Below are 17,905 nucleotides of genomic sequence, written 5' to 3'. Positions count from 1 at the left end.
ACATGGGGGTAGCCAGGGTGCTTTTTCGTTTTGCCCTGAGATGAATAATTTGTTGGTATTTTCGGCAAAATTTAGTTGGAATGTTATTAAATTTATGATGCGAGATATTTATGAAATTCGGAGGAGGATTAAGCAGATGGCACGTGATTTGCCTCTTGGAAATGGAAACGTATTGGTGAATTTCGATAGAAATTATAATTTGCGGGATATTTATTTCCCGTATGTCGGGCAGGAAAATCAAGCAGCTGAGCATCTATCACATTTTGGGGTTTGGACAGACGAGGGCTTTTTCTGGATTGATCATCCCGAATATATGAAGCAAGTCTCTTACTTAAACGATTCGATGATTAGTCATGTAGAAGGTTCTCACGAACGCTTAGGTTTGAAGATGCAATTACGGGATGGTGTTGATGTTCAAGAGAACGTGTTTCTACGCAAGGTAAATATTACCAATACCTGGGGTAAGGAGCGTACCGTAAAGCTATATTTTCATTTGGATGTGGATTTATGCGGTAACGGTATAGGAAATACGGTTTATTATGATCCGGATCTTCACTCGCTTGTTTATTATAAAGGGCATCGCTACATGACCTTATCGAGTTGGACGAATGAGAACAATTCGGCCAATTGCAGCGGTTACGCTATTGGGCAAAAGGGCTTCAATGGGCTTGAGGGCACATGGAAGGACGCTGAAGACGGTAAGTTGGGATGCAATCCAGTAGCACAAGGCGCAGTCGATGGCACAATAGAGTTGACACTAACTCTTCCGGCGAATGGTTCAAAGGAAGCTTGGTTCTGGATATGCTTTGGACGTGAACTGCAGCAGGTTCGCAAGCTGGAAAATAAGGTTCGAGAGTCGTCCCCGCAAGCGCTATTGCAACGGACATATAATTTTTGGAAAGAGTGGTTGGAGCAGGATCAGCATGATTTGGGTCTGTTGGATCCCAGTATGGCTTCCTTCTATAAAAGAAGCCTCCTGATAATCCGGAGCAATATGGATAACCGCGGCGCGATTATAGCGGCTAATGACTCGGATATTTTGAAGTTTGCAAAGGATACTTATTCGTATATGTGGCCGCGTGATGGTGCTCTGATTGCACATGCATTGGACCGCTCGGGTTTTGTAAAGCTAACATCGCAATTTTATCAATTTTGTAGACGAGCTATTACGGAAGACGGTTATTTGCAGCATAAATACAACCCGGACGGATCACCTGGGTCGAGCTGGCATCCGTGGGTGAATGCTGCAGGAGAAAAACAGCTGCCCATTCAAGAGGATGAGACAGCGCTTGTTCTTTATACGTTATGGCATCATCACCAGTTAGCCAAGACAATGGATGATGCGAGAGAGGATTACGATAAACTGGTTATACCTGCTGCGGACTTTATGATCAGGTACAGGGATGCTTCAAGCCTGCCACTCCCTTCATATGACTTGTGGGAGGAACGGTATGGGGTTCATGCTTTTACCGTATCCAGTGTATATGCAGGCTTGCTAGCTGCGGCTAATTTTGCCGAATATTTTAAAGATGAGGCTCGGGTAATTCACTATAGAGATACGGCAGCCAAAATGAAGAGCGCCGTTGAGAAGCAGATGTACTCGGAGCAGGAGAAACGATTTGTAAGATCCTTATACTGGAATAGGGAAAAAAGCAAGTATGAGCAGGATTTGACCTTGGATGCAAGCCTGTATGCGTTGTTTGATTTTGAGATGTTTGATGCTGGAGATCCACGTATCGAGGCAACAATGAAGGCGATCCGGAATCAGCTGTGGGTACAAACTGAAGTGGGGGGGATCGCTCGATACAGCGACGATTATTATCACCAAGTCACCAAGGATGTTGGTAAAGTGCCTGGTAATCCATGGTTTATTTGCACTTTATGGTATGCGGAATGGGTGATTGCTACTGCGAAAACGGAAGAGGGTCTGAAGGAAGCGGCCGATTTGATTCGTTGGACGATGAGTCATGCTCTTCCAAGTGGTGTATTGGCGGAGCAAGTCAATCCGTATACAGGTGACCCCATGTCTGTCTCGCCTTTGACTTGGTCGCATGCATCCTTTGTCAAGGTGGTTCAGGAGTACATGTCTAAGCTGAAGATGCTTAAAAACAAAGGCAGCGGGAAAGAAGATGTCAGCGATGCCAAGCTTCTGGCAGGGGCTGGTGTTCAGCAATGAAGACGGTTCGGTTACGAGGGCTTCAATCTGAAGCAGCGGGTGAGAAGACGAAAGCAGGAGCAGACAGCCGAAGTGACCATGAGTCGAATGTGAGGCTGGAGCTGAGAGAGATAGAGCAGCCGGTACGAAAGCAGCCTGATGAAGTACTGGTTCGTGTTCTGTGCATAGGACTCGATGGTACGGATCGGGAGCTGATGACCGAGAAGTATGGTGTACCTCCAAAAGGGGAATCCGAATTGACGATTGGCCATGAATCTTTGGGTGTTGTTGAGGAGGCCGGGGAGGAAAGCGGTCTAATGCGTGGTGATCTGGTCTGCGCCTTGGTCAGGCGGCCTTGCAAGGTGCCTGACTGTGTGAACTGTCGAAATGGCCATGCTGATTTCTGTGAGACTGGGCAGTATGTGGAGCGGGGCATCAAAGGCAGTCACGGGTATTTATCCGAGTTCTATGTTGAGGAAGCAAGATATGTGATCAAAGTGCCAAAGGAATCCTTGGCTTACGGGGTATTGACAGAGCCGCAGAGCATAGTGGAGAAGGTGTGGCATGAAGCCCAACGCATTCAACAGAGGCTGATTTGGCAGCCTAAGACTGCGCTGGTGCTAGGCTCAGGGCCGCTCGGCTTGCTGGCGGCCTTCACTTGTCGGTGTCTTGGCTTAGACACCGTGGTATGGTCCATGTCGCCGGCAGATGGACCGGCGGCGGAGCTGGTTAGGGCCTGCGGGGCGGAGTACCGACAGGCAGGCAGCTCGGATGGCGCGGGGGCAGGGAAATCCGCTGAGACACTCAGCGGATTTCTGAAGCAGAGCGGCAAGCGCGTCGATCTGATCTTCGAATGCACTGGCTACAGCCCGCTGGCATTCGAGGGGATGACTGCATTGGGAGCTAACGGCATATTAGCTTTATTGGGTGTTACGCCAGGCAACCGGAGCCTGCAAATAGATACAGATCACATAAATCAAGAGCTGGTCCTGGAAAATAAATGTATTTTGGGATCTGTGAATGCATCGCGTAAAGATTTTGAGACTGGATTGTACCGACTGAAGTTAATGGAGGAGAAGTTTCCTGGCTTGCTGGATAGGCTTATGACGAACCGTTTAAGGCTAGAGGAAGTGCCAGATCTTGATTTTAAAGCAATAGGGATTAAAGCGGTTGTGGATGTTGTTCCCCAATCGAATTGGGCGAATCTGATCAATGAAAAGGCAGCCCCAGTAACCTACAGCTTTTCTGTATAAGGAACTCCAATAGCGCAGAAACCAATCACTAAAGCAGTGGACTGGATTTTGCGCTTTTTTTATAAGCTTATTTAGTGTTATTTAAATTTTCCAGCTTAGAAAACGCTCCATGATTCCCCGGGAAATATTGCTAGGCTATTGTCTGCAATCATAGGGATTGGTAGTTTGATCCTGCCTATAGTCGGAGGGGGAGCGGCCGAACCATTTTCTGAACTGCTTTGAGAAATATAGAGCATCGCCAAAACCGACTGAAGACGCTACCTGATCTATCGTTAAACTCTCTTGCAGCAGTAGTTTGGCACGTTCCATCCTTATTTTAAGTAAAAAGTTCATGGGCGACATTCCGGTATGCTGCTTAAACATTTTGGAAAGATGGGTTCGGTGGTACCCAAGGCTTTGAGCCATTTGTTCTATGGAAATAGGTTGGTGGTATTGTAAGGTAAGCCAACGTATTGCTTGCTCTATCTGCTGCTGTATACCTTGTGAATCTTCAACAGGAACATCAGTCTTAACCAGCTTTTGGGCATATTCAGCGAGAATAAGCCTCATATAGCCTTGAGATTGCATATCACAATTGGACTGTCTTTTATGAAGGGTTTGCTCAAGCTGGTAGAACAATGCGTTCATTTTACGATTATGTTGGGTGATATTAACTGGCTGATGCTGAGATAAACCTAGTTTATTTAATAATTCGTCAGCTCTTGTACCTTTGAATCCTACCCACCGGTAGCTCCAGGGCGCTGTTTCATCAGATACATAGCTTACCAGCTCACCCGGAAATATAACAAAGCTGCCTCCCTTTTCCATATGATAATCATGTCCCATACAACGGAAGGTTCCGCGTCCAGAGACAACATAATGGATTAAATAGTAGTCCAGCACTTGAGGACCAACCTTATGAGCGGGCTTGGTTTGGGAGTTTCCACTAAATAGGATGGATAATTCACCTTTGCTTGGGTTCGGATTGAAGGCTACGGAATGATGGGGCTCTATCACAAGGAACACCTCGGTTGAGATTTATTTATCTTAGTTATTACATTCGAGAGACATGACTACAAATGTCTTAAATCTTTAACCTAGTTAATGAGGCTCATGGAAGTGCATTATCTTGTCAAATCCATGTATACAAGCTGTTTTTCTGTCCTTAAAGTAGATGGTTGTACTCATTCGTGATTATACTTGGCTCTACCGTGTTGTGCAACCTCGAATTTGCTTCATTCAGTAACATTCCTGAAAACAGCAAACAAACTACAATCGTCCATATAAAAATGGTTTGTCTCCATATGATTACTTAGCTATGAGGAGTATAGTTTAAGTAAGGTTTAAAATACATTTTACATTATGGGAGGCAAGGTTCATGTCAAAAATTACTTTCCTGGGTGCCGGCAGCACTGTATTTGCTAAAAATGTGTTAGGTGACTGCATGATGACGCCCGCATTACAAGGCTTCGAATTGGCATTATTTGATATTAATCCAGAACGTCTTAAAGACTCCGAAAATATGTTGAATAATTTAAAGATTACTGCGGGCAGTACTTGCGTTGTGAAAGCGTATACGGATCGCAAGGAGGCGCTTCGCGGTGCCAAATATGTTGTTAACGCGATTCAAGTTGGCGGCTACGATCCTTGTACGATTACGGATTTCGAAATTCCTAAGAAATATGGTCTTCGTCAAACCATTGCCGATACTTTGGGAATTGGCGGTATTTTCCGAAATCTTCGTACGATTCCAGTTATGCTAGATTTCGCCAAAGATATTCAAGAAGAATGTCCTGATGCTTGGTTCCTGAACTATACAAATCCGATGGCTGTATTGACCAATGCAATGACTACTTACGGAGGCGTGAAAACGGTTGGCTTATGCCACAGCGTTCAAGGCTGCATGCCGCATTTATTCAAAGCGCTCGAAATGGACACTGCAGGTGTGCAAACTAAAATAGCGGGTATCAACCATATGTCTTGGCTGCTTGAGGTAACGAAGGATGGCGTGGACTTGTATCCAGAAATTAAGCGTCGTGCTCGTGAGAAGCAAAAGGAGCAGCACAAGGATATGGTGCGTTACGAAATGATGTTCCGCTTTGGCTATTACGTTACGGAATCCTCTGAGCATAATGCTGAATATCACCCGTACTTTATTAAAAGAAATTATCCAGAGCTGATCGAACGCTTTAACATTCCTTTAGATGAATATCCGCGTCGTTGTGTACGCCAAATTGAAAAATGGACATCCATGCGTGAAGAATTGGTTAATAACAAAAATTTAGAACACAAACGTTCTAATGAATATGCGTCCTTTATGTTTGAAGCCATGGAAACGAACAACCCTTTCAAAATCGGCGGAAATGTAATGAATAATGGTTTGATTACAAATCTGCCGAAGGAAGCTTGCGTCGAAGTACCTTGCTTAGTTGATTCCAGCGGTGTTACACCGACCTATGTAGGCGATTTGCCTCCACAGCTTGCTGCTTTGAACCGTACCAACATTAATACGCAATTGCTGACTTTGGAAGCTGCTATTACCGGGAAGAAAGAGCATATTTATCATGCGGCGCTGCTAGATCCTCACACTGCTGCTGAGCTTTCTATCGATGATATCGTAGCAATGTGCGATGATTTAATCGAAGCGCACGGTGATTGGCTGCCTAAATTTGTATAAGCTTTACGATTAATAGTAAGTTCAAGAAAGCTCCTTGTTGGCTGTAACTGCCAGCAGGAGTTTTTTTGGTTTGGTAGAGGGATTCAATTGGTGCTATTGCTGTCTGTTTTGTCAGCCATTAATGAGTGAATTATCATTTTGGGAGAGGGAATATCATTGCCAGAACCTGCGCCTTTTGGTAAAATATACACGAACATCAATTCGTATTCGGTAGAGCTGCCATGCAGTTCCTTTACAATCGATGAATGGCTAAGTGTAGTCACAGAATTGCCTAACGAATAACGAAATGGAGCTGTCAACAAGATGAAACCAACGACTCTAACCAGAAATATCGGTTTGATTGCTTTTGCCCTCTGTTTGTCCGCTTTAACCGCTTGCTCGGAAGCTGCACAAACCAGTGGGGCCGCTAAGGAGGCCCAGTCACCCTTGCCTGTTGAAACCAAGGCACAGGATGCTTCTAAACCAATGAAGCCTGAAGAAAGCAGTCCAGCCAAAGAACCTTCAGCAGCCGCGAATGCAGCAGAACCCGCACCCGTGCCATTGAAGGAAACAGCAGGAACACAGCAAGAGTCTAATCAAGCAACTGCAACAGGCTCCACGTACAAAGGGGCATCACCAGCAACAGGGAAATCTGCTGGACAAGCTAACATTGCCAATGACCGTAAGGCTGTATCCTGGTATTACATGAAGCAGCCGAAGGGAAAGGTTCCCAATTTTCCAAATGAAACGAAGCTGTATACAGATAATATGAAGGCGTTATGGGTGGGGACGGGCAAGAAAGTCTATTTGACAATCGATACCGGCGGTCCTCTTGGCGATATGGATTTGTTAGTTAAATCTTTAAAGGATAACGACGCGAAAGCTAACTTTTTTATTGCAGGCTACAATGTGAAGAAAGCGCCTGAATTTGTTAAGACACTGGTTAAAGATGGCCATCTGGTAGCTAACCATACAATGACACACACGGATATGAATTTACAAACCGATGAGCAAGTAAAGAAGGAAATTGAAGATTACGAGAAGCTATATAAAGAAGTGACTGGCAAAGACATCCAGCCTTATTTCCGGTTTCCTTATGGACGCTATAATATGCACTTACTTAGTTTAGTCTCGGATATGGGTTATAAATCTGTGTTTTGGTCAACTGCGATGAAAGATTGGGAGCCGCGGAAGAACGGCGCAGAGGATCCTTATAACGATATAATGAATAATCTGCATGATGGTAACATCATTCTGATGCATCAAGGATCCCCTGAGAATATTGAAGCGCTTGACCGCATTATTAAGGGCGTTCGACAAGCCGGTTATGAATTTGCTTTGCTAACAGATATCCAGACCCCGTAGAATTTAGAGTTGTTATTATTAAAATCAGATATTTCAGTCAAATTAAGACATCATTGCGTGGCAACCTTCCACTCCATCTGGTATTATAAAATGATGCTTCAGACTTAAACTAATGACAGGTACCTTTCTTTATCTACCATCATACTTTAATAATAGAGGCAGTTATAAAGTAATATGAACATTTGGAGTAGAAGCGTTTCATCAATTCACAGACAGAAGGAAGCGAATACTTGTGCAGCAAGCGATAGCCATACTGGATTCCGGAGTAGGTGGGCTCACTGTAGCCAAAGAAGTCATGAGGCAGCTTCCTCAGGAGAAGATTATTTATTTCGGTGATACGGCACGTACTCCGTATGGTCCAAGATCTCCCCTAGAAGTGATACAATTTACACATCAAATTGTAGATTATTTGCTGCAATTTCAACCCAAGATGATTGTTATCGCCTGTAATACTGCAACAGCGGTTGCTCTTGATGAAATACGAGCAAGATTGTCTATTCCTGTTGTCGGAGTTATTCATCCGGGTGCCCGGGCAGCAATAAAAACAACTCGAAATGGTATGATCGGCGTTATTGGTACGGAAGGTACGATCAAAAGCAGTGCTTACGAGCTTGCACTGCGTCAGATTTCCCCTCATATACAGGTCGTAAGTCAGTCGTGCCCACAACTTGTGCCATTGGTGGAAAAGGGGCTATTTCGTACGAATGAAACCCAATTGGTGGTAGAGCAAACGCTTAGGAATTTAACCGATGTTCCGATGGATTGTTTGATTCTCGGCTGTACTCATTATCCTTTTTTGACGGAGGCCATTTCAACTGTAATGGGTCCTAATGTGACATTAATCAGCTCAGCTGATGAAACAGCACGGGAAATCAGTACAATCTTATATCATAAAGGGATGCTGGCAACCTCGAATTCGATTCCAGTGCATCAATTCTTTTGCAGTGGCGACCCCTATATGTTTAAGAAAATAGCGCAATCCTGGTTGAATGAAGAAACGAGAGTGACTCCAGTAGTTTGGCAAGTACCTCACATTATATGAGATGAGCAGCTAAAAGAAGCCAGTGGTTAGGTAGTGGACGATTTCGAAGGTATCCCTCGAAATCGTCCTGTTTTTGCTTCAGGAGAACGTCATCAAACAAGAATACATCTGCATACAATATAAGCTACCAGCATGCTGCAGGATTACTGCAGTCAAGGAAGGGAGCTTTTTATTGATGTCTAATCTCTATGTAGTGCAAAGTGGAGATACGGTATTTCGCATTGCTCGTCGTCATGGGATCAACTTAACCTCTTTATACAGTCTGAACCCACAGCTAATGGAGCAAGGCTACATTTCCCCAGGACTGGTGCTGCAAATTCCGCCACCATCTGCACCTTTATATTTGATTCAAGCCGGGGATACTACTTTCTTTGAGATTGCATGTCGACTAGGGATTTTACTAGAGGATTTGGTAGCAGCCAACCCCAAGGCAGATCCTGAGAGCTTACAAATTGGCCAGACACTAGTACTTCCGTACAATAAAAGAAAGTCTATAGTTCATACGGATAGTGAGTATGGTTATACGGAACTGATCGTGGATTTAGAGATGCTGAGGCAGAGGTATCCGTTTCTGGTTACGGGTTCCATAGGGGACTCTGTTCTGGGGAAAAGCATACCTGTAATTCGTCTGGGCAGCGGCCCCAAACAAGTTCATTATAACGGAGCCTTTCATGCAAATGAATGGATTACGACCTTGCTGCTGATGAAGTTTATTGAAGAGTATGCAGAAGCCTATCGATTGGGTAATTTATTAAGAGGCAGAGATGTACGCAAGCTTTTTGAGCAAACATCCCTATGGATTGTGCCAATGGTTAACCCTGACGGGGTAGAGCTTGTACATGTGGGAGCAATGCCGGACAACCCTTTCTACGAATTGCTGTTAGAGTGGAACTTTGGTTGCTCAGATTTCTCAGGCTGGAAGTCCAATATCCGCGGAGTAGATTTGAATGATCAGTTTCCAGCCGGCTGGGAGCTTGAGCGGGATCGTAGAGAAGTAGTGGGCTCAGGACCTAGGGATTACACAAGTACAGCTCCTTTAACTGAACCGGAGGCCAAAGCGATGGCTGATTTTACTAAAGAGCACGACTTTAGCCTAGTGATTGCTTTACATACACAAGGGCAAGAAATTTACTGGAATTATCGCGACTTGGAGCCTATTGAAGCAGAGCAATTGGCCAAACGTCTAGCGAAGGTGAGTCGATATCGGGCAGTAAAGCTGCAAGGGAGTGACGCAGGCTATAAGGATTGGTTTATTCAGGAGTTTCGGAGGCCTGGTTTCACGGTTGAAGCGGGTTTCGGGGTAAACCCTCTACCGCTCACACAATTTCGCAGTATGTATGATGAGGTGATAGGAATCATGCTGGAAGGACTGGTCATATAGAGTTATAATAGATTATAGACAACAAAAACTAGTACTTTTAATTCGTTACACTCTAGGGGGGATCGTACATGTGGAAACGATTGATTTCGTTCCGTTACTGGGGCCATGTTCTCCGGCGCATCGGACCTCTGTTATTTTCACCAAAAATCCCCATTTGGGAAAAGCTGTTGTTTGCAGTTCCTGCTCTTGTTTATTGCATAATACCGGATGTTATGCCGTTAATTCCTGTAGATGATATTGCGGTAACCTTATTTTTGATGAATTTTTTTACACAAAGGGCGGAACGGAAGTACTTGCAGCAATAGTCTGCTTATCCCAATAAACCAAGACAGCAAATAACCCATTCTAACAGGAGTGGGTTATTTGCTATTTAAGCTATAAGCTGAACAGCTGATTATTCACCTTCCGGCCAACGAATCCAGCGCTGTAGATAGCCTTGCTCGTACAATGCTTTAATTGTGATGATCAGAATAGGGGATAGTATCAGTCCCGACACTCCGAATAAGGAGAGTGAAATGATCATGAAGGAAAGCATGGTAAAAGCCGATACGCCTAAGGAATCACCAGTAATTTTTGGTTCCATGATTTGCCGAACAAGAATTACAACTCCGAGCAATATGGTTAACCAAACAGCTAGAGCCGTTTGACCGACAACGAACAAGTAGATGATCCAAGGTATAAATAAAGTGGATACACCGAGCAACGGAAGAACATCGAAAATAGCCGAAAGCAAGGCAATAGAGAAAGAATTATTAACCCCAAGCAGTACCAATGCGATAAAAATAACAGTAAAGGTCAGACTGATCAGCTTTGCTTGGGCTTTAATATATCCAATAATGCCCTTCAAAACATTGTCCTTCAAAAAAGTATAAGCCGACTTAAATGTTTTTGGTGTCTTATCTTTAGCTATGCGGTTCCAGGTTTCGATTTCGATACTAAGGAAGTAGGCTAGAATAATAGCTATTACGAAATTAACAACGAATGTAGAAAAGCTGGTCAGTAAAGTAAAGGTTCCCGTCAAAAACGATACAGCAATAGCGGTTGCTTTTTGTGTGATTTGAGTCGTATATTCAGCCACTTTTTGGAGTACATCATCCGGCAATGCTTCAATCCTGTTCTGGAATAAAGCAGTTTTAGAAATAAGCTGATTTTGCAGGATTGCTGAGTACTCAGGTAATTTGTCCTGAAGATTCATGATTTGGCTCGTGAAGATAACACCAATTCCAGTCATCGCCCCAAGAATCACTAGTACGAAGATGAAGGTCGAGATGGCGGAAGCTATACTTTTGGCCAGACCTCTTCTATGCAAAAAGCGAGCTAGCGGCTCTATGATCAAATAGATGACAAACGCTAGAAAAATCGGTGTAGCGATTCGGTATAAGTAGCTAAATAGCAGCATAAACAAATACACTGTAAGTATTATTAAAGCGATATCAAAAGCGGTTTTCCAATATTTCCTGTAAAATGCAATCATTCAGGCACCTCGTCAAAAGGGAGATATTAGGTCCATTTGGCGGACCAGAGCTTCATTTCTTTTAATATCTGGTGAAGATCTTCCCCTTTAGGTGTTAAGGTATATTCTACGGTGACGGGGACGGTAGGGTAAGCGGTGCGCTCTAGAACACCTTGCTCCTCCAAGTGTCGAAGTGTTTCTGTAAGTGATTTGGGGCTGATGGAATTGATCTTTTTTTGCAGTACTCCAAAGCGCTTAGTTCCTCCGAACAATTCGCGAAGTACTAGAAAGGACCACTTGCCTCCAATTACATCCAATGTTCTTTCAATGGAACATGCAATATGAACGGGTTGTTTGGGTACGTAGTTTTGCTCTTCCATCTTCGTTTTTTTGCTGCTTTCGTTTTCTAACAAAGACATTTCAGAATCATCCTTTCCTATAATAGATGATTACATACAGGTAACTAGATATATTTCCTGTAATAAGGTGATAATATATTCACTACTTTCCATAGTAAAGAAGAAGCGATAAAATAGCAAGAGTAGCTGGAATGCAAATTAGCTAAGAAAAATGGACTGAAAAGAGGGATATTATTTATGAAAAAAAGGATTATAGTTACAGGCGGAAGCGGTAAAGCTGGAGTTTGGATATTGAAGCATTTTGTTGAACAGAACTATGAAGTTATTAATTTGGATTGGAAGCTTCCAGAGGAGCCTATATGCCGGACGATTATTGTCGATTTGAATGATTTGGGACAGGTTCATAATGCTTTGGCTCCGTTCAGTGGACGTAACCGGGAGAAAGTGGAAGGAATCATTCATTTTGCCGCAATTCCGCAAGCGTTTACACATCCTAATGATGTTTGTTTCCGTAATAACGTTATGAATACATATAATATATTAGAGGCCGCAGCAAACCTTGGGATTGGGAAAGTGGTGCTAGCTTCTAGTGAGTCGTCTTACGGAATTGTTTTTGCCAGTGAATTTTTCACTCCCAACTATTTGCCTATTGATGAAGCGCATCCACAGCTTCCGGAGGATAGCTATGGCTTATCCAAAGTGGTTAATGAGGTCACTGCTGAGGCTTTTCACCGTAGAACGGGTATGCAGGTAATCTCGTTCCGATTGGGTAATATTCTGGTTCCAGAAAGCTATGCAGCCATTCGGGCTAATTTTGCAGACACAGAAAGCCGGAAACGGATTTTATGGTCTTATATCGATGCTCGTGATGTGGCTTCTGCTTGCCGACTTGCTATTGAGAAGGAAGGGCTTGGAGCTAGGGCGTTGATTCTTGCCGCGGACGATACCTCGTCAGATCGCACTAGCAAGGAGCTGGTGGAGAAGCACCTTTCTCAGGTACAAGAGCTTCGTAGTCCGCTGGAAGGGCGTGCTTCATTGCTGTCGAACTCCTTGGTGAAGCAGCTTCTGGGCTGGAAGCAGCAATACTATTTTATGGAGCAATAGCGGTATACGGTTAATGTCTTGTAGGATTGGATAAAAATTTGGATGCTATAAATGTACAAAAATCCGCCAGGAGCCTTAGCTCAAGGCGGATTTTTGGCGTAGATGCATCTGCTCACGGATGAAGTCCAGAAACTGAGCAGCCGCAGGTGTGAGGTCTTCCTCTGCTCTCCTATATATAGATATAGGATTTGTGAGATATACTTCCTCTACGTAAATCCTCGCTACTGCACCTTGCCGGATGTAATCGCTCACCTCTAATGCGGATAAGAAGTTGACGCCGTATCCCGCCATGACCGCTCGAATCGTCTCATTTAGGCCGTTGAATTGTAAGCCGACCTTAGGTTGATTGACATTATGTAGTTTGCAGAGAGCAAAGAGCTTTTCCCTAGTCGAACTACCCTCCTCACGTAAAATAAACGGTTCTTTCATAACCTCTGACAACGTTGCGCTCTTACCTGCGAGATGATGTCCGGAGGGGGCGATGAACCATAACTCATCCTCTAGCAGTTTCTCATGAACCAGCCCGGAGGGTGCTTCTTTACTGCCTCCTATAACCGCTAGATCAGCTTCATAATGGAGCAGCTTGTCATAGGCATTCCTCGCATTGGCTGTTGTTAGCGTCATATCGATGCCTTCATTTGCTTGCTTAAAAGCAGCCATCCATCCAGGCAAAAGATGATTAGCAGGGAGGTAGGTGGCGCTTATGTGCAGCGAACCGAATCGGCCTTCACGATAATCCTTCATCTGGCGAGATATCTCTTGCTCCAAAGCAAATAGGCGAGAAGCGTATTTGTATAGGAGTTGTCCAGCTTCACTTAACCGACTGCTACTCCCATGAGGCAGCAACAATACTAATCCGAGCTCTTGTTCTAAATTTCGGATTTGGGCAGTTACAGCTGGCTGGCTAATGTGCAGCGCTTCGGCTGCTTTGGAAACCCCTCCACGGGTGGCCGCTTCGTAGAACAGCTTTAAAGCATGCAGGTTCAAATTGGTTTACCTCCCAATACATCAATTTAATTTATGAAAGAAAAGAAAATATATATTAGTTTTATATAATTACATCTCTTATTGTATAAGGTAGAACAGTGCTTAAGCAACCTATACCAAATAAGGCGGTGGGTATTTATGAGTTATTTTTATTGTATGGATTGCAGCAGGCAGTATAAGCTAGAGGCAGTGAGAAATCCTTTTCTATGCGAATGCAAGGGGCTGCTAGAGGTTATACATGATTTTCGCAGCCTAGACAGTGAGCGGTTGAAACGAGAGTTTGATCGAAGGCTCTCAGAGAGAATGACTAACTATTCTAGCGGAGTGTGGCGTTACAAGGAGTTGATTCTGCCTGAGTTACCCGATGCTTATATCACGACTAAATTCGAAGGGAATACAGGAATGTACGATTCCGATCGAGTAGCGAAGTATGCGGGGATTCGTAAGCTAATGCTCAAAGCACAAAGTGAGAATCCGAGCGGCTCCTTTAAAGATAACGGTATGACGGTAGCTGTATCGCACGGACGTTCTGCGGGTTATACCCGTTTTACATGTACATCTACTGGCAATACTTCTTCTTCATTAGCCATGTATGCAGCTATAGCAGGCTGCTCATCTTATGTGTTTCTGCCTAACCGAAACATTTCAATGAATAAGGTATTGCAAACATTAGCGTATGGTGCGCATTTGCTATCGTTCAATGGCACCTATGATGATGGAATACGTTTTAGTGAGACAAATAGTGAGATCCTAGGCCTGTATGTATGTAATTCAATTAATCCGTTTCGAATAGAAGGACAAAAAAGTATAATCTTTGAAATTGCCCATCAACTAAGATGGAAGCTTCCCGATTGGATCATCGTTCCAGGTGGAGCATTGAGTCATGCAACAGCATTAGGCAAAGGGCTGCAAGACTTGCTGGATCTAGGGTTTATTGATAGATTGCCCAAGGTAGCTGTCATTCAGGCGGAGGGTGCGAATCCGTTTCACCGAATGGTTGCACAAGGGGAATCGAAGCTGACACCGGAGCTCCAGCCATTCACTCGTGCTTCCGCAATGAATATCGGCAATCCTCCGAGCTGGAAGAAGGCTTTGCATTATACAGTGCGACAAACAAACGGGGTAACAGCGTCTGTTACGGATGAAGAAATTATGAATGCCAAGGCTGTAATCGATCAAAGCGGAATAGGCTGCGAGCCTGCTTCAGCAGCATCGGTAGCAGGATTAAAAAAGCTTGTGGAAGAAGGGGTGGTAGACCGGGAAGCGACAGCCGTATGTCTTTTGACCGGAAATATGTTGAAGGATACGGATGCCATAAGGGAGTATCATCTCGATTCAATGAGCGAAGGAATATTTGCCAATAAGATAATTCCTGTGAGCTTGGATTTTGAGTCCTTACAAGGTTATGTTCCTAATTTATAGCTTTAAATTGATCAATTAAGGTTGATTTCCGATTCGTGTTTCTTTATAATATCAGGAAGTATAAGTTTGAAGCGAAGATTTCAAGGAAAACAACCTCTAATAAATATAATTTAGGAGATGTATATCGTATGAACTGCAAAATCTCACGCAATGCGGCTAAAGTGCTATTGGAAGAGCTAGAGAAAGAAGAAAATAAAGAGATGAAGCTTCGCGTATATATTACGCACAGCCATGGGGATCATGCCCATTATGGAATGAGTCTGGACACTCCTACGAATGATGATGTCGTAGTCAGCACGGATAAGGGAATCGACGTTATCTTGAAAAAGGACGAGCCGTTGCTTGATGGAGTACGCATTGATTATTTCTATACTCCGGAAGAGGGCTTCGCAGTGACCAACCCAGGTAAAGGGAACCACGGAGATCACTAATTTACGTTGCACGAATGCTTCACACAACCTCACAAGCTTTATTCATGGGCAAAGGGTATGAAAGGATTTGTAAGACATGGCGAATGACATTCGCGTCTGCGATAAATGCAAGCATATGAAAATGAAAACAGCTGTGACTAAGCTTCAGAAGCTGGCTCCCGATTCTGAGATTAAGGTAGGCTGCAAATCTTATTGCGGGCCGTGCTCAAGGTTTGCTTTCATTTTCGTTAATGGTCGTTATGTAACTGGGGCAACTGAGGATGAGGCCATCGAGAAAGCTCAAAAGTACATTAAATAATTACAACAGCTCGTTTGCTCCCTTGGAGGGGGAAATGAGCTGTTTTTTATTTTAGACAAGCTATATAAAGTATTTGAAAAGAAATAGGCCTAATTAACTACATTGAACTCATGAAATTAGGTAGAGAGGTGTATGTATTCCTTTTAGCCTATCTTATATGCTAAGGTTGTCGTATTTTGTATTCATATATCGATAGTATGACAAAATACTACACAAATCATATTTTCTTAAGGACCCGATAAAGGCAAAGCAGGTGAAAGCTTGTGACGCAAAGCTAGAGGGGCTTCAGATGCACCCCAGCATCATGCCAGCCAGCTGTCGAAGGAACGGTGATGCGCATAGATCTGCGACTCCTGACCGGATGATAAAGGAGTCTTTACGTATTAGGAAGGTGGATCATATTCATGTTGAGCGGGGAACGAAAAATCATGACCAGAGAAGGTTTTTATACCAAGTCAGGTAATGATAGAATTGGCGTATATTTATCAAACGAAGGTCCTAGACTATTTATTAACAGTGAGGTATTTGAACTGCAAAATCCTTGCTGGGATATTGAAATGGTGATGGGAAAAAGTAGTCATCTGGTCACGTTTTATTGGCAGGGCGAAGTAAAGCTTTCAACCCGATGCAGTAATGAGAATGAAATGTTCCTAAGTTTGTATCATTATTTGAGCTGCCGTACTGAAGCTAAGCGGTTAGCTTAACCGGAGTCATTGTTCAACAAAATGCCTCACAAATGATAGACATTATTGTTTTGAATAACTATCCTTAAAGGTAACAAAAAAGCATGTTTTGAGCCAACTGGGGCTTAAAGCCTGCTTTTTTCTTTTTCAAGCTATTGTCTGCCAGTTGAGCTTTGTTTATAATAAATAGGAATAATTAGTACTGCAGCACTATTGGGGAGGATCTGAAATGCGTTTAATAACACGTTCTGATTTTGATGGTTTGGTTTGCGCGATGTTGTTCAAGAAGATGGGTATGATCGATGAAATGAAATTCGTTCATCCTAAAGATATGCAGGATGGATTAATCGAAGTCAATGAGAATGATATTTTGGCCAATGTACCCTATGTGCCGGGCTGCGGTTTGTGGTTTGATCATCATTCTAGTGAATTAGAGCGGACAGGCCCCCAAGTTGAATACAAAGGTGAAACGCGTGTAGCACCTAGCGCTGCTCGTGTTGTGTATGATTATTATGGAGGTAAAGAGCGTTTTGGTGATATCGATGATATTATGGCGGGCGTGGACAAAGCAGATTCAGCGCAATTTACCGCAGACGATATTTTGAATCCCAAAGGCTGGGACTTACTTTCTTTTATTATGGATGCTCGTACTGGACTCGGTCGCTATCGTGATTACAAAATCAGCAATTACCAGCTCATGGAGGATTTGGTTGATCATTGTGCAACAATGTCAGTGGATGAAATTATGCAGCTTCCTGATGTCATCGAACGGACCCAACGGTATTTTGAGCTTGACGCCCAATATAGAACCATGCTTAAGGAGTACACGAGAGTAGAAGGCAGTGTAATTGTAACGGATTTGCGGAATGTAGAGACCATCTACCCAGGCAATCGTTTTATCGTGTACGCTCTGTATCCTGAGCAAAATATTTCTATCTGGATCGTCGACGGCCGAAATAATCAAAATTGTGTGTTTGCCTGCGGCCATAGCATTGTGAACCGGACAAGCCAGGTCGATGTCGGCACCTTGATGCTGCAGAACGGCGGGGGAGGACATAAAGCGGCAGGAACCTGCCAAGTCCCCTATGATGACGCTGATAAGGTGCTAAGTCAACTAATAGAAACGATGAATCACAAAGGATAATGACATTATAAATAATTTTCTAAGCATAGATTTTTATGCAGTCTTGGCATTTAGCCAGGGCTGTATTTTTGTTATAGGAAATAGCTTAAATAACCAATATATAGATAACTTTTTTTGTCGAATATGCAGAAGAATGACCTTGAATGAACTATTGGGAGTAATGGTTATGAAACATAGGTAGAACAGGCTTAAA

The 17,905-nt window shown here is 43.5% G+C and carries 18 protein-coding genes and 1 riboswitch; of the genes, 14 read left to right on the top strand and 4 right to left on the bottom strand.

Annotated features, from left to right (window positions below):
• Positions 1-136: 136 nt before the first annotated feature.
• Both GC093_RS33290 and GC093_RS33285 read left to right on the top strand, forming a co-directional pair.
• Positions 137-2,176: a glycoside hydrolase family 15 protein gene (locus GC093_RS33290; RefSeq protein WP_171656258.1), complete on the top strand. Its 2,040-nt coding sequence runs from the start codon at positions 137-139 to the stop codon at positions 2,174-2,176.
• Positions 2,173-3,408, top strand: a complete 1,236-nt coding sequence (locus GC093_RS33285) for a glucose 1-dehydrogenase (protein WP_171656257.1) — start codon at positions 2,173-2,175, stop codon at positions 3,406-3,408. Before GC093_RS33290 ends, GC093_RS33285 begins: the two co-directional genes overlap by 4 nt.
• A 135-nt stretch (positions 3,409-3,543) precedes the next feature.
• Here GC093_RS33285 and GC093_RS33280 read toward each other — a convergent pair whose 3' ends face one another.
• On the bottom strand, positions 3,544-4,404 hold the full coding sequence (locus GC093_RS33280; protein WP_171656256.1) for an AraC family transcriptional regulator: 861 nt from the start codon (positions 4,402-4,404) through the stop codon (positions 3,544-3,546).
• 361 nt (positions 4,405-4,765) lie between these two features.
• On the opposite strand from GC093_RS33280, the gene GC093_RS33275 reads away from it, so the two are divergent.
• The 6 genes from GC093_RS33275 to GC093_RS33250 all read left to right on the top strand — a co-directional run bounded on the left by GC093_RS33275 (position 4,766) and on the right by GC093_RS33250 (position 10,136).
• Positions 4,766-6,064 carry an alpha-glucosidase/alpha-galactosidase gene (locus tag GC093_RS33275; RefSeq protein ID WP_171656255.1) on the top strand — a complete coding sequence of 433 codons (1,299 nt, stop codon included), beginning with the start codon at positions 4,766-4,768 and terminating at the stop codon, positions 6,062-6,064.
• Between the two features lie 156 nt (positions 6,065-6,220).
• Positions 6,221-6,346, top strand: coding sequence for a hypothetical protein (locus tag GC093_RS36525; protein WP_281365357.1), 126 nt, complete (start codon positions 6,221-6,223; stop codon positions 6,344-6,346).
• Positions 6,347-6,367: 21 nt separating this feature from the next.
• Complete coding sequence (locus tag GC093_RS33265) at positions 6,368-7,408, top strand: polysaccharide deacetylase family protein (RefSeq protein WP_171656253.1); 1,041 nt, start codon at positions 6,368-6,370, stop codon at positions 7,406-7,408.
• Positions 7,409-7,640: 232 nt separating this feature from the next.
• Positions 7,641-8,450, top strand: coding sequence for a glutamate racemase (gene racE, locus GC093_RS33260; protein WP_171656252.1), 810 nt, complete (start codon positions 7,641-7,643; stop codon positions 8,448-8,450).
• 175 nt (positions 8,451-8,625) lie between these two features.
• Positions 8,626-9,831 carry a M14 family metallopeptidase gene (locus GC093_RS33255; protein ID WP_171656251.1) on the top strand — a complete coding sequence of 402 codons (1,206 nt, stop codon included), beginning with the start codon at positions 8,626-8,628 and terminating at the stop codon, positions 9,829-9,831.
• A gap of 68 nt (positions 9,832-9,899) precedes the next feature.
• Positions 9,900-10,136, top strand: coding sequence for a hypothetical protein (locus GC093_RS33250; protein WP_171656250.1), 237 nt, complete (start codon positions 9,900-9,902; stop codon positions 10,134-10,136).
• An 89-nt stretch (positions 10,137-10,225) separates the two neighbouring features.
• Here the strand turns inward: GC093_RS33250 and ytvI are convergent, their stop codons facing one another.
• Positions 10,226-11,305: a sporulation integral membrane protein YtvI gene (gene ytvI, locus GC093_RS33245; RefSeq protein ID WP_171656249.1), complete on the bottom strand. Its 1,080-nt coding sequence runs from the start codon at positions 11,303-11,305 to the stop codon at positions 10,226-10,228.
• Positions 11,306-11,331: 26 nt separating this feature from the next.
• Positions 11,332-11,703, bottom strand: coding sequence for a winged helix-turn-helix transcriptional regulator (locus GC093_RS33240; protein ID WP_171656248.1), 372 nt, complete (start codon positions 11,701-11,703; stop codon positions 11,332-11,334).
• A 177-nt stretch (positions 11,704-11,880) separates the two neighbouring features.
• On the opposite strand from GC093_RS33240, the gene GC093_RS33235 reads away from it, so the two are divergent.
• Complete coding sequence (locus GC093_RS33235; RefSeq protein WP_171656247.1) at positions 11,881-12,747, top strand: NAD-dependent epimerase/dehydratase family protein; 867 nt, start codon at positions 11,881-11,883, stop codon at positions 12,745-12,747.
• 75 nt (positions 12,748-12,822) lie between these two features.
• On the opposite strand, the gene GC093_RS33230 is transcribed toward GC093_RS33235, so the two are convergent.
• Positions 12,823-13,734: a LysR substrate-binding domain-containing protein gene (locus GC093_RS33230; protein WP_171656246.1), complete on the bottom strand. Its 912-nt coding sequence runs from the start codon at positions 13,732-13,734 to the stop codon at positions 12,823-12,825.
• 138 nt (positions 13,735-13,872) lie between these two features.
• On the opposite strand from GC093_RS33230, the gene thrC reads away from it, so the two are divergent.
• From thrC to GC093_RS33205, 5 genes are all read left to right on the top strand, one after another.
• Complete coding sequence (gene thrC, locus GC093_RS33225; RefSeq protein WP_171656245.1) at positions 13,873-15,156, top strand: threonine synthase; 1,284 nt, start codon at positions 13,873-13,875, stop codon at positions 15,154-15,156.
• A 128-nt stretch (positions 15,157-15,284) separates the two neighbouring features.
• Positions 15,285-15,587 carry an iron-sulfur cluster assembly accessory protein gene (locus GC093_RS33220; protein WP_171656244.1) on the top strand — a complete coding sequence of 101 codons (303 nt, stop codon included), beginning with the start codon at positions 15,285-15,287 and terminating at the stop codon, positions 15,585-15,587.
• 76 nt (positions 15,588-15,663) lie between these two features.
• Complete coding sequence (locus tag GC093_RS33215; protein ID WP_171656243.1) at positions 15,664-15,885, top strand: YuzB family protein; 222 nt, start codon at positions 15,664-15,666, stop codon at positions 15,883-15,885.
• Positions 15,886-16,118: 233 nt separating this feature from the next.
• Positions 16,119-16,208, top strand: a riboswitch (cyclic di-GMP riboswitch).
• Between the two features lie 105 nt (positions 16,209-16,313).
• A complete protein-coding gene (locus GC093_RS33210; protein ID WP_246315799.1) occupies positions 16,314-16,589 on the top strand; it encodes a hypothetical protein in 276 nt (91 codons plus the stop codon).
• Positions 16,590-16,797: 208 nt separating this feature from the next.
• Positions 16,798-17,712 carry an exopolyphosphatase gene (locus GC093_RS33205; protein ID WP_171656241.1) on the top strand — a complete coding sequence of 305 codons (915 nt, stop codon included), beginning with the start codon at positions 16,798-16,800 and terminating at the stop codon, positions 17,710-17,712.
• Positions 17,713-17,905 lie beyond the last annotated feature (193 nt).

The sequence above is a fragment of the Paenibacillus foliorum genome (assembly GCF_013141765.1).
Taxonomy (GTDB): Bacteria; Bacillota; Bacilli; order Paenibacillales; family NBRC-103111; genus Paenibacillus_S; species Paenibacillus_S foliorum.
The sequence above is the reverse complement of the archived record's forward strand: the minus strand, read 5'-3'. Positions and strand labels throughout refer to the sequence as shown.

Excerpts from the sequence above, each read along its gene's own strand:
- GC093_RS33290 (WP_171656258.1), top strand. The coding sequence starts at position 137 with ATGGCACGTGATTTGCCTCTTGGAAATGGAAACGTATTGGTGAATTTC.
- GC093_RS33285 (WP_171656257.1), top strand. The coding sequence starts at position 2,173 with ATGAAGACGGTTCGGTTACGAGGGCTTCAATCTGAAGCAGCGGGTGAG.
- GC093_RS33275 (WP_171656255.1), top strand. The coding sequence starts at position 4,766 with ATGTCAAAAATTACTTTCCTGGGTGCCGGCAGCACTGTATTTGCTAAA.
- GC093_RS33265 (WP_171656253.1), top strand. The coding sequence starts at position 6,368 with ATGAAACCAACGACTCTAACCAGAAATATCGGTTTGATTGCTTTTGCC.
- GC093_RS33255 (WP_171656251.1), top strand. The coding sequence starts at position 8,626 with ATGTCTAATCTCTATGTAGTGCAAAGTGGAGATACGGTATTTCGCATT.
- GC093_RS33250 (WP_171656250.1), top strand. The coding sequence starts at position 9,900 with ATGTGGAAACGATTGATTTCGTTCCGTTACTGGGGCCATGTTCTCCGG.
- ytvI (WP_171656249.1), bottom strand. The coding sequence starts at position 11,305 with ATGATTGCATTTTACAGGAAATATTGGAAAACCGCTTTTGATATCGCT.
- GC093_RS33240 (WP_171656248.1), bottom strand. The coding sequence starts at position 11,703 with ATGTCTTTGTTAGAAAACGAAAGCAGCAAAAAAACGAAGATGGAAGAG.
- GC093_RS33235 (WP_171656247.1), top strand. The coding sequence starts at position 11,881 with ATGAAAAAAAGGATTATAGTTACAGGCGGAAGCGGTAAAGCTGGAGTT.
- thrC (WP_171656245.1), top strand. The coding sequence starts at position 13,873 with ATGAGTTATTTTTATTGTATGGATTGCAGCAGGCAGTATAAGCTAGAG.
- GC093_RS33220 (WP_171656244.1), top strand. The coding sequence starts at position 15,285 with ATGAACTGCAAAATCTCACGCAATGCGGCTAAAGTGCTATTGGAAGAG.
- GC093_RS33215 (WP_171656243.1), top strand. The coding sequence starts at position 15,664 with ATGGCGAATGACATTCGCGTCTGCGATAAATGCAAGCATATGAAAATG.
- GC093_RS33210 (WP_246315799.1), top strand. The coding sequence starts at position 16,314 with ATGACCAGAGAAGGTTTTTATACCAAGTCAGGTAATGATAGAATTGGC.
- GC093_RS33205 (WP_171656241.1), top strand. The coding sequence starts at position 16,798 with ATGCGTTTAATAACACGTTCTGATTTTGATGGTTTGGTTTGCGCGATG.